Consider the following 13,704-nt stretch of genomic DNA (forward strand, 5'->3'; position numbering starts at 1 on the left):
GTGCCCCGTCAGGAGCCGAGGCTGGCCTTCAGCTCGGCCTGAATGCGCTTCAGCTCGGCGGTGAAGTGCGAGACGGCAGCCGCCGGAACAGCTCCGCGAGCGGCGTGTTTACGCAGGTCGACCCGCACCGCACTGCGGAAGGAGTTGATCGCCAGCTCGACGTCACGCAGGGCATCCGCGTTGCTGCGGCGCTGCTCGTCGCCGGGGTTTTGACGTTGCTCTTCGGCCGAGGGGGTGGGGTTGTCGCTCTGCTCCTCGCTGCCGGTGCTGCTGTCGCTGCTGCTGTCGCTGCTGCCGGTGCTGCTGTCGCTGCTGTCGGTGCTGTCGCTGCTGCGCGGATCGGCGGCGGGAAAGCCGTAGTTGACCGGGCGGCCTTCGGAACGGGTTCGCGCAGAGTCGGGGCGCGACGCCTGGGCGGCGGCGGCGAGGTCGGCGCGCAGGCTGCGCATGGCTTCGTTCACGCCGGCGCGTAATCCGTCGGCGAGGGTGCGCAGCGAGTCGCTCACGTTGTTCTCGATGGAGTCGAGGTCGTCTTGCCGGGCATCCAGTTCGGCTCGGCCGGCGTCGGTGATCGAGTAGACGGTCTTGCGGCCATCGGTCGATTTGGTGACGAGACCCTCGTCTTCGAGCTTCGCCAGGCGCGGGTAGATGGTGCCGGCGCTCGGGCTGTAGGTTCCGCCGAAGCGAGTGCTCAGCTCTTGGATGAGCTCGTAGCCGTGGCGCGGCTGCTCGGCGAGCAGCTTCAGCAGGTACAGCCGCAGGTCGCCGTGGCCGAAGACGGTACTCACGCCGTCGCCTCGGCGGGCTGCTGGGCGGTGGATGCCGCGGCGGGCCGGCGCACGGCCGTGATGTTGCCCGCGACCGAGTTGGCGTGCACCTCGGCGAAGCGCCCGTCGAGCGAGCCGGTGGTGAAGTTCTTGCCCTTGCCGTAGGTTCCGCGGAACACCGAGCCGTCGAGACTCAGCACACCCGAAACGGTGTTCACGTTGTAACGCGCGCCCAGCCCCTCGTCGAGGCGCACGGTGAACTCACCCGAGACGGTGTTGTTGTCGATGGTGTCGACGTCGCCGTCGAGGTCGAGAAAGACGCTCGCTGCGACGCCGTCGGCGGCGAATTTGGTGACGGATCCGCTGACCGTGATGTCGCCGGTCACGGTGTGCGCGGCGACCGCGCCGCGGTGGTCGCTGATGGAGATCTCGCCGTTCACGGTGTTGATGTCGACGCTGCCCTCGACGCCGTCGATCACGATGTCGCCGTTGACGGAGTTGGCCTTGATGCCGTTGGTCACGCCCGAGACGAACGCGCTGGCATTGACGACGCCGAACTTGAGAGCGACCGACCGCGGAACGAGCAGGCTGATGTCGGCCTTAGCGGTGCCGCGGAACGATGCGAACACGTCGATGAAGTTGTCCCAGCGCAGCTGCGGGTGGTCGATCTCGAGCTCGTCGCCGTCGATCTGCACCTTGAGGTCTTTTCCGCTGACCGAGTGCACCTCGACCCTCGCGCCGGGTTCGTCGTGGGCGATGATGTCGATCTTGCCCCCGATGAGACTGATCTTCACCGAACGCACGAGGTCGAGGTCGATGACTTTCGGCTCACTGACGAGCCACTTCTCCAGCGCCATGCTGGGCTCCCTTCGGTGTCGCGGATGCTCGGCGGCGGCCTTTCGGCACATCGAGCTATATCGCGTTTCTACTTGGGCACCATCGTAGGCAGGCGATCGTGGCAAAGTCAAGCTATATCGCGTTTGCTGGGGCTGTGAAGTCGCTGCAGAGGGACACGCACACTTCGGCGCATGCGCGCTCGCTCGAGCAGGGGCGCATGCGCCGAAGTGCGCGAGTCAGCGGGCGAGTCGTGCGAGTCAGCGGGCGAGTCGTGCGAGTCGGCGGCCGAGCCGTGCGAGTCGGCGGCCGAGTCGTGCGAGTCAGCGCGCGACGACCCGCGGATGATCGTGCCAGGCCGGCATCGTGGCCAGGTAGTCGAGCGTCTCTTTCTCGACCTGCTCGCGCGACTGGTCGGGGTGCGACCTCGCCTGCCAGAGCGACATGCGCCGAAAGCGCTCGTCGAAGTTCTGCAGCGCACCGGATTCGTCGGTGCAGTGGTCGCAATAGGGCCCCGACTCGATGGGCATGCCGCAGCTCTCGCAGGTGAGCATGGTGGTGGTGTCGGTGTTCTCGGTGTTCTCGGTGCTGTCGGTGGTGGTCATGGTGCTGTCCTTTCGTGAGGGGTGGGGTGCGGGGCGGTGGGGTGCGGGGCGGTGGGGCGCGGGGTGGTGGGGCGCGGGGTGGTGGGGCGCGGGTGATCCTGGCCGGGCGTCGAGGCGGCGGCAGCCACGGGTGGAGGCAGGAGAGGAACGGCGGCCGAGCGCTCGACGACCGCCACGAGCGACCGCAACGAGTCGAAGAGCCTGACGCGGTTTTCTTCGGTAAGGTGCTGCAGGGCATCCGTCAGCCGGGTCTCGCTGAGCACTGACTCGTCGCTGCGCAGGCGGTCGACTCCGGCGGGGGTGAGCCAGACGAGCGAGCGCCGGCGGTCGGCCGGGTCTGCCCGGCGCTCGAGCAGACCTTTACGTTCGAGCTGGCTGACCATGTCGCTGACGACCGATTGAGCACGCTCGAGGTGCTGTGCCGTTTCACCGATCGTGAGCGGGCCGGTGAACGCGAGGTGCGTCAGAATCGCGCGCGACGGCCCGCTCAGAGCGGACCGTTTCTCGTCACGGCGGTGCAGCCCGAGATATACGGCGCGAAAGAGCCGTTCAAACTCTGCGGCGGTCGTCTCTGCGCCGGTCTTCTCTGCGCCGGTCGTCTCTGCGCCGGTCGTCTCTGCGCCCGTCTTCTCTGCGCCGGTCGTCTCTGCGCCGGTCTTTTCCGCGTTCATGCAGACAACTTTCGACCTGTTCTGAAGCATCGTCAATGCCGATGTATTCCGCTGCCGGAGATGCCGGGGTGCGGATGCTCGGGCAGAGGCGCGGCGGATGTCGCAGGCTCTCGTTACGGTATGTGCATGGCATTTTCAACCTCGACCTCCTTCATCGACATCGACGCCGGCGCCGACCGGGTGTGGGCGGCTGTCACGCAGCCCGAACTCGTTGCGCGCTGGCAGTACGGCAGTCGGCTGCTCACCGATTGGCGGGTGGGCGGGCCGATTCGGTTCGTCTCCGAATGGGAGGGGCAGCGATTCGAGCAGTGGGGCACGGTGCTGTCGTACGAGGTTCCGCGCGAGTTGTCGTACTCGCTGTTCGCGCCTCGGCCCGACCTCGCCGACGTGCCGGAGAACTACTTCACGATGACGTACACCGTTTCGCCCGTCGCCAACTCTTCTGGTGCGCCTCGAACGCGGTTGACGATCGTGCAGGTCGATCCGCGGCCTGCGGCGCCGGGTGACGAGGGCGCTGACGAGCAATTCGATGGCGAGTTCGATGAGCAGTTCGACGGCGATGACGAGGTGCAGGGCGAATTCGCCGACGACGGGGCGGTCGAGACCGAGAGCCCGGTGCTGATCGCGCTGAAAGAGCTGTGCGAGGAGTAGCCGCATGCCGACCGAAATGCGCAATACTTCAACGCCGAAATGCCGCGATGAAGACCTACACGACCGCCGAGGTGCGGGCAGCGGAGCAGCCGCTGCTCGACGCCGGAGTGCCGCTGATGGCACGGGCGGCGGCAGTGCTGGCAGCCGAGACGCGAGCGTTGCTGGCCGAGCACGGCATCGAGGTGCGTTCGGCGAGGGTACTAGTGCTCGCGGGCGCGGGTAACAACGGCGGTGACGCACTCTTCGCGGCGGCGGAGCTTGCGCGCGGTGGCGCGTTGGTGACCATCGTGAAAACGGCCGACCGGGTGCACGACGAAGGGTTCGCGGCGGCGATCGGCGCAGGTGCGACCCTGCTCGCGGGTGCGGGTGCGGGTGCGGGTGCGGGTGCGGGTGCGGGTGCGAGTGCGGCTGCAGGTGCAGGTACGGGTGCCGGTGCAGGTGCAGGTGCAGGTGCAGGCGACACACTTGCGGCGGCCCTTGCGCGTGTGGTTGCCGCGGCGCAGCAGAGCGACGTGGTTCTCGACGGCATTCTCGGCACGGGAACGAGCGCCAACCCCGCGCTGCGCGGGCGTGCGCGCGAGCTCATCGCGGGCATCCGCCTGGCTGTTGAAATCGACGAGTCAGCCGAGGGCGCGGCAGCCCAGGCGGCGGGTGCGGTAGCAGCCCGCCGGCCGCTCGTGGTGGCCGTCGACCTGCCGAGCGGCATCGGGGCCGACGACGGCGCAGTGCCCGACCCGACGGTGCTGCACGCCACCCTGACCGTCACGTTCGGCGGCTGCAAGGCGGGGCTGCTGCTCGAGCCGGGGGCGAGCTACGCGGGCCGAGTGGTGGTCGCCGACATCGGTCTCGGCCCCGAACTCAAGCGCGTCAGGCTCGGTCGAGAATCTCGGTGAGCCGGATGCCCGGCGGCAGCTCACCGTAGAAGCGTGCCCGGGCATCCGCGAGCCGTGAGCGCACGAAAGCTTCGCTCACGGCGGTGGGGGCGTGCCGCAGCAACAGTGAACTCTGAAGCGCGAGCCCGAGGGCGGCGACGAGACGACGGGAACCGAGGGCTGCAGCGGCGGAGTTCGGGTCGAGACGCGCCTCGCGCACGAGCTCGCGAGTGGTCGCCAGATGCGCGTCGAATGCGGGCGCAACGCCGGCTGCGAGGCTCAGCTCGGCATCGAACGCGTCATACGCGGAAGGCTCCCGCGCCAGGGTGCGCAGAACGTCGAGCGCGATCACGTTGCCCGAGCCCTCCCACACCGCCATCACGGGTTGCTCACGATACCGGCGCGCCAGCGGAAAACCTTCGGTGTAGCCGTTGCCGCCGAGGCACTCGAGCGCCTCGTACGCGTGGGCGGGGCCGAGCTTGCAGATGTAGTACTTCGACACGGCCGTAGCCAGGCGACGAAAGGCCCGATCCTGGTCTGACGCGTCGGCGTCGTGGGCGCGGGCGAGCCGCAGCGCGGTCTCGGTGGCGGCCTCCGACTCGAGCGCGAGGTCGGCGACGACATTCGTCATGGCCGGCTGATCGACGAGCAGCGCTCCGAATGCTGCACGATGGCGCACGTGCCAGAGCGCCTCGGCGCTCGCCTGCCTCATGCCCGCCGCTGTGCCGAAGATGCAGTCGAGGCGGGTGCGCGAGACCATCTCGATGATCGTCTTGACGCCGCGGCCTTCCTCCCCCACGAGCAAGCCGCGCGTCTGATCGAACTCGATCTCGCTCGACGCGTTCGAGCGGTTGCCGAGCTTGTCTTTCAGCCGCTGAATGCGAAACACGTTGCGGCTGCCGTCGGGCAGCACCCGGGCCACCAGAAAACACGAGAGTCCGCCCGGTGCCTGCGCCAGCACGAGAAACGCATCAGACATGGGTGCGCTGCAGAACCACTTGTGCCCGGTCACGAGATACTCGCCTCCGCCGAGCGGGGTCGCTTCGGTCGTGTTCGCCCGAACATCCGACCCGCCCTGTTTCTCGGTCATGGCCATGCCGATTTGCGCCGAGGTCTTGCCCGGCACGAGGGCAGCCTCGTACGAGGTGCTCAGGAGCCGGGGCATCCACTCGGCCACCACCTCGGCAGGCGCCGACGACTGGATGACCGGCACCGCCGCATGCGTCATCGACACCGGGCAGGCGTGCCCCGGTTCGACCTGCGCGAAGAGCATGAACGTCGCGGCGCGAGCCACGTTCGCACCCGGGCGCGGTTCGGCCCACGCACTCGTGTGCGCGCCGTGCGAGACGGCGGCCGAAAGAACGCGGTGATACGAGGAGTCGTACTCGACCTCGTCGATGCGGTTGCCGTACCGGTCGTGACTGTGCAGCTCGGGTTCGACGGTGTTGGCGCGCTCAGCATCGTGCTGGAACTGTTCCGTACCCACGTGCCGGCCCACGTCGCCGAGCGCTTCGATCGCCCACCCGGCGTCGTACCGGCTTACGGCCTCGACGAGCGGCACATTTGTGGTGAACTCGTCGACGTTCTCCCGCGGGGGAACCTGGTTGAAAACCGAATGCGTCGCCATCGACGTACCTCCTGCCTGCCTCCAGACTAGGACGTGTCTCGGGCCCCCGGGGGTTGCTCGTCAGAGGCGTCGCCAGCTAGAGGGATCGCGGGCTAGAGGGATCGCTGGCTAGAGGGGGTCTCCCCCGCGCGATTCTGCGGCCACAGCATCCGGCTGAATCGCAGCCTCGGGCTGAATCGCAGCATCCGGCTGATGCGCAGCGTCGGGCTGATGCGCAGCGTCGTCGATGATGTTCATTCGCCGCGTCACCGCGAGCAGCTCGTTCAGAACCGCCTCGCGATCTCGACCGGCACCGGCGCGAATCGCGTGCAGCGTCTCGTCGTAGCGGTCTGCACGATGCGACTGTTCGTCGAGCTGCAGCTGAGCCTTGGCGAGTTCCGCCCGCAGCTCGTCGAGGTCGGCTGCCTGCCGAGTGCGCACGACCGTCAAGAGCGCCAGCCGGTCTTCGAGAGCACTTGCTCGCTGACGAAGATCGTCGAGTTCACGACCGTGCTGCTCGAGCGGCGCGGTGGTCGCCGCGACGGCGATCGAACGCATTCGGTCACGCAGCCAGATCTTGGGGCTGGTCAATCGGGCCACTCGCTGCTCCTTCTCGGTACGACCAGGTCGTCGGATACTCCCCGGGTTTCGGCCAGCCAAGCAGAGAGCACTCGGCGGGCCTTCTTGTCTTTGTCGTCGATGTCACTTTCGCTGTCGATGTCGCTGTCACCCTCGACATCGAGGTGCGCGCTCGCCGCCGCAGCCGTACGCGGTCGCGTCATGAACTCGAAGACGGCGTCGACATACGTCTCGAACGAATAGTTCTCGTTCATGAGCCGTTGGGCCCGTCTGCCGAGGGTGTCGACGTCGACCTCGCCTGCGACCACCCTGCGCATGGCCTCGGCGAGACTCTCGACGGTACGATCGATCTTCAGGCAGTGTGCTTCGTCGCTGAGCCACTCCGAGACACCCGCTTGGGCGGTGACGATGGGCGTGCATCCGAGGGCCGCTGCCTGCAGCCCCACTTGGCCGAGCGCCTCGCGCTCGGCCGTCGGAAACAGGAACGCGTCGGCGGTCGCGAGCGAATCGTAGAGAACCGCGCGATCGACGTTGCCGTGGAACCGCACAACCCCAGAGAGGCCGAGCTCCTCGGCGCGACGGCGGTAGAACGCGTCGTCGCCGGCACCGAACATGTCGACGGTGAAGGCACCGGATGCCGGCGATCCGGCCGATGCTTGCGATGCCGCCGATGCCGCCGACGCCTTCGACGCCTCCGTCGCCTCGCCCAGAAGCGCGGCAGCAGCGTCGAGCACCAGGTCGACCCCCTTGTGGGCGAACAGAACGCTGGCGAAGACGAAACGAAAGGTTCTTTGCGCGGCAGCAGGCACGCCCGCCGTGCCTTCCGCGGCGCTCGCGGGCAAGGCCGTCTCGCCCGCCGCGCCCGAACCGCGCCGAGTAAGCCCCGCCGGCACCCGGATGCCCCGCGGAACAATCAGGCGATCACCCGACAATTCGACGCCGAACCTCGAAATCTCGGTAGCGAGTTTCGAGCTGACGGCCACTAAGGGAATGTCGGCGAAAAACGCCTCGGCCGCGACCCCCGGAGCGGCGTAAACGTCATGCACCGCCCGGGGCAGCTCACGGAGCACCTCGACGGGGATGGCGTCGCCCAGGTTCAGGCTGAACGGCACGCCGGAGTGCCGCAGAACATCCAGCAGCGCCGCGCCGCCGATCCCGATGACGTTGAAGACCTGCACAGCATCGGGCTGGAATTCGCGCAGGGTCTCGAGCACCAGGTGCGAGTTGACCGGCTGCGAGATCATGTGCTCGAAGTGCAGCTTCAGCTCTTCTTCGCGGGTCAGCTCCATCGCCGGCCCGTAAGCCGTCAGCCGCAGCTCTCGGCGCACATCCACTCCGGCTCGGGAGGCGTCGGTCTCGGACTCGTCGGGGGACACGGCCAGCGCGCCGGTACCAGCACTCGTCAGTACCCGAACCGTATGCCCGCGCTCAGCGAGGGCCTGCGCCAGATCGTGCGCGGCCAACTCGTACCCGCCCAGAATCTTCGGCGGAAACAGATTTGAAATCAGCAGCAGGCGCATCGTTCGTCAACTTTATGTGAAACCTCGAAGAACGCCTGCCAATTGAAAGGGCGCGGCCAGACATCCGAAATGATTATCAGAGCCCCACACTGCCCTGCATAATGCCGCCGTCGACAAAGACGGTCGTCGCCGTCATATACGCCGAGCGCCCCGACGACAAGAACACCACCAGATCGGCGATCTCGTTCGGCTCGGCAAGGCGGCCGAGCGGTATCGCATCGTTGAGATCTTTCAGCTTCTCAGGATCGGCCATCGTGCTGGCGTTGATGGGGGTCGCGACGGCGCCCGGGGCGACGTTCACGCTACGGATGCCGTACTTACCCAGCTCGACGCCGGCGGTTCGGGTGAGCATCCGCGTGCCGCCCTTCGAGACGCAATAGGCGATGTTGCCGGGCATCGGCCAGTCTTCGTGCACCGAGGAGATGTTGATGATGAGACCGCCGTCACCCTGGGCGATGAACTGTTTCGCCGCGAATTGGGTGCCGAAGAAAGCGCTCTTGAGGTTGATGTCGAGCACACGGTGGTATTGCTCTTCGGTGGTGTCGAGGATGCCCGTGCGGGTCTCGACACCGGCATTGTTCACCATCACGTCGAGTCGGCCGAAGGTGTCGACGGCGACCTGAACCATCTTGTGCAGGTCTTGGGCCTTGCTCACGTCGGCTTGCACACCGACCGCGTGGCCGCCGGCAGCCTCGATTTTCGAGATGATCTCGGTGGTCTCGTCGGCATTGCTGATGTAGTCGATGACGATGTTGGCACCCTCCGCGGCGGCCGCGACGACGATGCCTTCTCCGATGCCGCTGTTTCCGCCAGTGACGATGATGGTTTTTCCTGAAAGCAGCACCCGAGACCCCTTGGTCGACAGCGGCTCAAGCGCGACCCGCGCTGCACAGAATATCGGCTGCTGCTGGTTCACGGGGCTACGATTCAGGTATTCAGCGGGTATACGACACCCGCCGAGCCCGTGCGATCAAAGGATGCCCGTGACAACCCTGGAGCCCACCCCGCCGACACCTTCTTCTCTCCCCGTTGCGGCCGCTCCAGCGGTTTCGCTCGTGGCGCCGACCGGGGCGGTGGTCGCCGCCGTTCCCCCCGTCGTCGTCACTCCGGCCGCGCCCGGCTCGTCGACCACGACCGTGGTCTACGTGAACCCGCCCGCCATCGCAGGTTCGGGCGGCGCGGGCGCTGGGGCAGCCGGTGGGCTGGATGCCACGCTGCCCCGCCCCTCACGCAAGGGCGCCTCATTGCTCACCGCCTACGCCTTGTTCTTCTTCTTCGGCTGGACCGGCATGCACCAGGTGTACCTCGGCAATACTCTGCGCGGCGTGAGCTACATCTTCACGTTCTCGTGGTTCACCCTCGCGCTGTGGATCGATCTCTTCACCCTGCCCTCGCAGGTGCGCCGGGTGAACACCGAGCGGCTTCTCGGCCTGCGCTGACGCCGTCAAGCCCCCGCCCCTCGCGCGCCGAAGCACAATCCAGTCGATACGGTAGCTTCCAGGGCTTCGGGAGTTTCGAGGGCTTCGGGAGTTACGGGAGTTTCGGGAGTTACGGGAGTTTCGGGAGTTTCGGGAAGGAGCGAACATGGCGAACCAGCACTACCTGCTCTCGTCGGGTCGCGCGCTCGGAATGACCGCACTCGGCGACCCGTCGTCGAGACGCTTGGTTGTCGTGTGTCACCCCACCCCCGGGGCGGGCGGGTTCGACCCCGATCCCCTGGTCACGGCCGCGTCCGGCCTGCACCTGCTGATGATCGATCGGCCCGGCTACGGGGCCTCCGACCCACTGCCGCGCGACGAAGACCCCGCTGTCGAGCGGCACGCCGACGATGTCGCCGAAGTGCTGCGACACTCTGCCCGGGCATCCGCAGGGGCGACCACCGCCGACTTCGACAGCGTCGGCGTCATCGGCTGGGGTGCCGGTGGCGGCGCCACCGCCCTCTCGCTCGCTGCGCGGTACCCCGATCTCGTCGACCGGCTCGCCGTCGTAGCCACCCCTCGTGTCGACGGCCCTGGCCTCATCGACCCCGTGCGACGGATGCTCGGCCTCTCCCGCATCGAAGCGTTCTCCCCGCGCTCACACCTCGACCGCGTCATCCGCTCGCACAGCGACCTCAGCGCCGAATCGCTCGGCATCGACGAAGCCGAACTCAGCCGTGCCGCGCCCGAGAACAAGGGGCTCTCCGGCCGCTTCGCCCGGATGCTCGCCGACGCGTCGCGCCAGGGCGCAACCGGTCTCGCGAACGACATACTCTCGTTCAGAGACCGTTCGTGGGCCATCGATCTGCCCGCCATCACCGCGCAGACCCTTCTGGTCTACGGCACCACCGATGCTCTGGTCGGCGCCCGTGACGGCAACTGGTACCGCAAACGCATCGCCGCTTCGCGTGTTCTCGAGGTGAAAGACGCCGGCGAGTTCGTCTACGTGTCGGAGTGGCCGCGCCTGCTCGAGCACGTCTCGCGCCCGGCTGCGTAACCTCGGTCGCGGTGCAGCCCGCGCCGTTCGGTGCAGTCGTGCCGACGGTGCAGCCCACGCGGTGCGATGCAGTCCTGCCGACGGTGCAGCCCGCGCCAGTGCAGGGGCAGGGGCAGGGGCAGGGGCAGGGGCAGGGGCACCTTCGTCCCCTGTCCGCGTGCATTGCTGGTGCTGTTGCTGTTGCTGGTGCTGGTGCTGGTGCTGGTGCTGGTGCTGGTGCTGGGATTATCAGGCTTCGGCGCGAAAACGTTCGGCGAGGCGCACGCGCGACTTCGTTGTGGTTGTCCACGTTCGGTACCGCCGGTCGAGCCAGGGAGGAGCCTTGATCTGCGGAGCACCACCACGCATTCGAATCTGCCAGCCCGACACTTCTATCGTTCGATGGTGGAACCAGCACAGGAGTACGCCGTTGTCGATGTGAGTCGCGCCACCGTCGGAGTGTGGTGTCACGTGGTGAATCTCGCACCACGACGCCGGAATGTCGCACCCGGGAACGATGCACCCTCCGTCTCGAAGGGTTATCGCTCGGCGCTGCCACCCCGTGAAACATCGCTGCTCAGTGGAGAGCTGAAGCACTCGACCCGCTCGGTCGAGCAACACCTTCTGCACGCCGCCTGCGCAGACCATCTGGCGCACCGTTCGCATCGAGACCGGTAGTTCGAGGCCTTCGATCCAGCCGATACCCGGTGCAGCTGAGACGAGCGGTATACGATCGCCTGGGTCGGCATCTGCGCTTGGGTCGGCATCTGCGCCCGTTTCATCACCTTGGCCTACGTCATTGTGCGCGTCTGCGACTATCTCCGGCTCGCTCCGGTCGCCGGGGCCGGTGCCCCCGGGATCGAGGTCACTCTGCGTCACCGTGACGAGCACTGTCGGAGCCGCACCACCGATACTGGGCGTCTGCGCAGACCGAGCGGAACAGTCGAGAACGGCGAGAAACACATCGTGCTGCTGCTGAACGCGGGAACGAGGATCGGAGACCGCTCCTGCCTCGGTTTGCGTGCCTTCGGAAGCGGAGCCAGAGAATGGGAACGCCACCGGCCGCGAGACCGGCGAGAGGTATGCGTCGAAAAGCCTCTGCAGTCGAGCAGCCGCCTCGGGAATCAGCACTCCCGACAGGGGCACGCCTGACGAGGTCGCCCTGCCCAAGCTGAGACTGCGGTGCTTCATCGCGCGTTCTTCGTCTGGTTCCACACCGTCGGGGTCGATCAGCGTTCGCCACACCGCCGCCTGCATTCTGAGCTCGTCGGGAGTCGCGGGCACCGGACACTCTGGACTGCTGCCGAGCGCGGCGTCGACGAGTTCGTGCTCGGCGGCGCGAACCGCGTCGTCTGATGCCCGCAGAGTCGGCACGGAGAGCCCAGAGACGATCGCTGTGGCCGTATCGAGCCCGAGCGTGCCGGATTCAACGGCCGCCGCCAGCACAGGAAATCGAGGCGGAAGCGGCGAGCCCGACAACGTCGCACCACCTCGCACCGCGCTCGCCACTCTCTGCAACCGCGCGACTGACGCAGATGACAGCTGCGTCACGCGTTGCAGCAGTTCGCAGGCAGTTCGACAGCCCTTTTTCACACAAAGCCGGTCTGACCCCAGCCCAGCCCGAGACCGATCGCAGATTTCGCCCGTCGCCGAAATCTGCACCGATTCAAGGCCCCGAGCTGCCTTCGCACCCGCTGCCGCGAGGATAAGCAAATCTTCATCGGCTCTCGCCTCGGCGTGAAGTTCTCTTCTGACCTGCATGGCACGCTCGGTAATGGCGTCGAGTTCAGCGACGAGCTGCTCGACGTCAGGAGCGATTGTGCAAGAACTTGACATGCCTCAATTCTCGCACATATATTCGAGTAATGCTCACTCAATTATCAATCAGTTTCGAACACCGGTGCTTCGGCGCCTTCGCGCACCAGTTCAATAACCTTCGAGTCAATAACCCCGGAGTCAATAACCCGCGTGCCCGATTGTTTTTCGCAGTACTGGCATGCGTTCGACTGGCATGTGTTCGGTCTGTGGCCAGTCAGGGCGTGGTCGCGGTCGCCGGGTCGACGTCACCGCCGAGATGCGGCTCGACGTGGGGCTCGACCATCGGCTCGAGGTGCGGCGCGAGGTGCGGCTCGGCGATCGGCTCGACGATCGGCTCGACCTCGACGCGGGCATCCACTCGCTCGGAACGCACAAACCCGATTCCGACCAGAATGAGAGCGCCGCCGACGAGTTGCAGCGGTGAGAGCTTTTCGCCGAGCAGCAGCCACGCGTAGAACGTCGCGGCGACCACCTCGAGCAGGCCCGCGAACGACGCCAGCCGCGAGCCGAGCATCTCGCTTGCGGTGATGCTCGCCGCGTAGGCGACAGCGGTGCCGAGAATGCCCACTGCCACGAGCGGAATCCACCAGGCGACCGAGGAGCCGAACAGGTCGACGTTGGTCATGCTGAAAGTGAACGGTATCAGCCCGGTGAGACCGACGACGAGCAGCATGACGCCGCCGATCAACAGCCCGAATCCCGCCAGAGCCACGGTCGGCAAGCCATCGCTCGGGCGCGCGGCGATGACGTAGTACAGAGCGCAGCCGACCATGGCCATCAGGGCGAACGTGAATCCGAGGGCGTCGAACGCTCCGCCACCGCCGGGCGACACCACGAGAAAGAGGCCGACGAGAGCAATCACCGAACCGACGAGTACGACGACCTTCGGCATGCGGCGCGTGCGCGCCCAGACGAAGGCGACGAGCAGCAGGGGGGCCATGTATTCGATGAGGATGCCCGTCGAAACCGGGATGCGCTGGATGGCCGCGAAGTAGACCAGCTGGGTGCCGGCGACGCCGACGCTCGCCATGGCCAGGACGCGCCAGCGCGAGTGCCACAGCGCACCCCAACGGCCCCGCAACGAGAGCAGGGCGAAGGGCAGCAGTGCGACGGCTCCGATCAGCACTCGCGCGGTGACGGCGGCGGCCGGGCTCCAGCCGGCCTCGAGCAGGGGTTTGATGAGAGCGCCAGAGGTGCCGAAGGTGGCCGCGGCGAGAACCGCCACGGCCAGGCCGGCCGTGGTCGACGAACGCCGTGGCGAAACGGCGACCGAAAGGCTCGACGGCGCCGTCACTGCGGCATCGGAGGAGCGGTTGACTGCACTCAT

At 67.1% G+C, this 13,704-nt stretch carries 14 protein-coding genes; 4 read left to right on the forward strand and 10 right to left on the reverse strand.

Translation table 11 applies throughout. The features are described from left to right. Positions 1–8: 8 nt before the first annotated feature. The 4 genes from LQ955_RS20200 to LQ955_RS10280 form a co-directional block, all read right to left on the reverse strand. On the reverse strand, positions 9–788 hold the full coding sequence (locus tag LQ955_RS20200) for a PadR family transcriptional regulator (RefSeq protein WP_390623369.1): 780 nt from the start codon (positions 786–788) through the stop codon (positions 9–11). After that, on the reverse strand, positions 785–1,624 hold the full coding sequence (locus LQ955_RS10270) for a DUF4097 domain-containing protein (RefSeq protein WP_231024449.1): 840 nt from the start codon (positions 1,622–1,624) through the stop codon (positions 785–787). The genes LQ955_RS20200 and LQ955_RS10270 overlap by 4 nt, the downstream gene beginning before the upstream one ends. Before the next feature lie 300 nt (positions 1,625–1,924). Beyond that, positions 1,925–2,206 (reverse strand): hypothetical protein, encoded by a 282-nt coding sequence (locus LQ955_RS10275; protein ID WP_231024450.1) that lies wholly within the window; start codon positions 2,204–2,206, stop codon positions 1,925–1,927. Next, entirely contained in the window at positions 2,203–2,877 is a 675-nt protein-coding gene (locus LQ955_RS10280) for a MarR family winged helix-turn-helix transcriptional regulator (protein ID WP_231024451.1), read from the reverse strand. The genes LQ955_RS10275 and LQ955_RS10280 overlap by 4 nt, the downstream gene beginning before the upstream one ends. Positions 2,878–3,003: 126 nt before the next feature. Here LQ955_RS10280 and LQ955_RS10285 point away from each other — a divergent pair, with 126 nt between their 5' ends. Both LQ955_RS10285 and LQ955_RS10290 read left to right on the forward strand, forming a co-directional pair. Continuing rightward, positions 3,004–3,528, forward strand: a complete 525-nt coding sequence (locus LQ955_RS10285) for an SRPBCC family protein (protein WP_231024452.1) — start codon at positions 3,004–3,006, stop codon at positions 3,526–3,528. A 47-nt stretch (positions 3,529–3,575) separates the two neighbouring features. Further along, on the forward strand, positions 3,576–4,421 hold the full coding sequence (locus LQ955_RS10290; protein WP_231024453.1) for an NAD(P)H-hydrate epimerase: 846 nt from the start codon (positions 3,576–3,578) through the stop codon (positions 4,419–4,421). Here LQ955_RS10290 and LQ955_RS10295 read toward each other — a convergent pair. The 4 genes from LQ955_RS10295 to LQ955_RS10310 all read right to left on the reverse strand — a co-directional run bounded on the left by LQ955_RS10295 (position 4,396) and on the right by LQ955_RS10310 (position 9,021). Then, a complete protein-coding gene (locus LQ955_RS10295) occupies positions 4,396–6,027 on the reverse strand; it encodes an acyl-CoA dehydrogenase family protein (protein ID WP_231024454.1) in 1,632 nt (543 codons plus the stop codon). The genes LQ955_RS10290 and LQ955_RS10295 overlap by 26 nt on opposite strands. A gap of 108 nt (positions 6,028–6,135) precedes the next feature. Beyond that, a complete protein-coding gene (locus LQ955_RS10300) occupies positions 6,136–6,606 on the reverse strand; it encodes a hypothetical protein (RefSeq protein ID WP_231024455.1) in 471 nt (156 codons plus the stop codon). Continuing rightward, positions 6,594–8,105: a glycosyltransferase family 4 protein gene (locus LQ955_RS10305; protein WP_231024456.1), complete on the reverse strand. Its 1,512-nt coding sequence runs from the start codon at positions 8,103–8,105 to the stop codon at positions 6,594–6,596. Before LQ955_RS10305 ends, LQ955_RS10300 begins: the two co-directional genes overlap by 13 nt. A 76-nt stretch (positions 8,106–8,181) precedes the next feature. Next, positions 8,182–9,021, reverse strand: a complete 840-nt coding sequence (locus LQ955_RS10310) for a glucose 1-dehydrogenase (protein WP_231024457.1) — start codon at positions 9,019–9,021, stop codon at positions 8,182–8,184. 67 nt (positions 9,022–9,088) lie between these two features. Here LQ955_RS10310 and LQ955_RS10315 point away from each other — a divergent pair, with 67 nt between their 5' ends. After that, positions 9,089–9,544: a TM2 domain-containing protein gene (locus LQ955_RS10315; protein ID WP_231024458.1), complete on the forward strand. Its 456-nt coding sequence runs from the start codon at positions 9,089–9,091 to the stop codon at positions 9,542–9,544. Between the two features lie 145 nt (positions 9,545–9,689). After that, positions 9,690–10,580: an alpha/beta fold hydrolase gene (locus LQ955_RS10320; RefSeq protein ID WP_231024459.1), complete on the forward strand. Its 891-nt coding sequence runs from the start codon at positions 9,690–9,692 to the stop codon at positions 10,578–10,580. Between the two features lie 228 nt (positions 10,581–10,808). On the opposite strand, the gene LQ955_RS10325 is transcribed toward LQ955_RS10320, so the two are convergent. Continuing rightward, entirely contained in the window at positions 10,809–12,395 is a 1,587-nt protein-coding gene (locus LQ955_RS10325) for an HNH endonuclease signature motif containing protein (protein ID WP_313788345.1), read from the reverse strand. A 196-nt stretch (positions 12,396–12,591) separates the two neighbouring features. Further along, entirely contained in the window at positions 12,592–13,704 is a 1,113-nt protein-coding gene (locus LQ955_RS10330; protein WP_231024460.1) for an EamA family transporter, read from the reverse strand.

It is taken from the genome of Subtercola endophyticus, assembly GCF_021044565.1.
GTDB lineage: Bacteria > Actinomycetota > Actinomycetes > Actinomycetales > Microbacteriaceae > Subtercola > Subtercola endophyticus.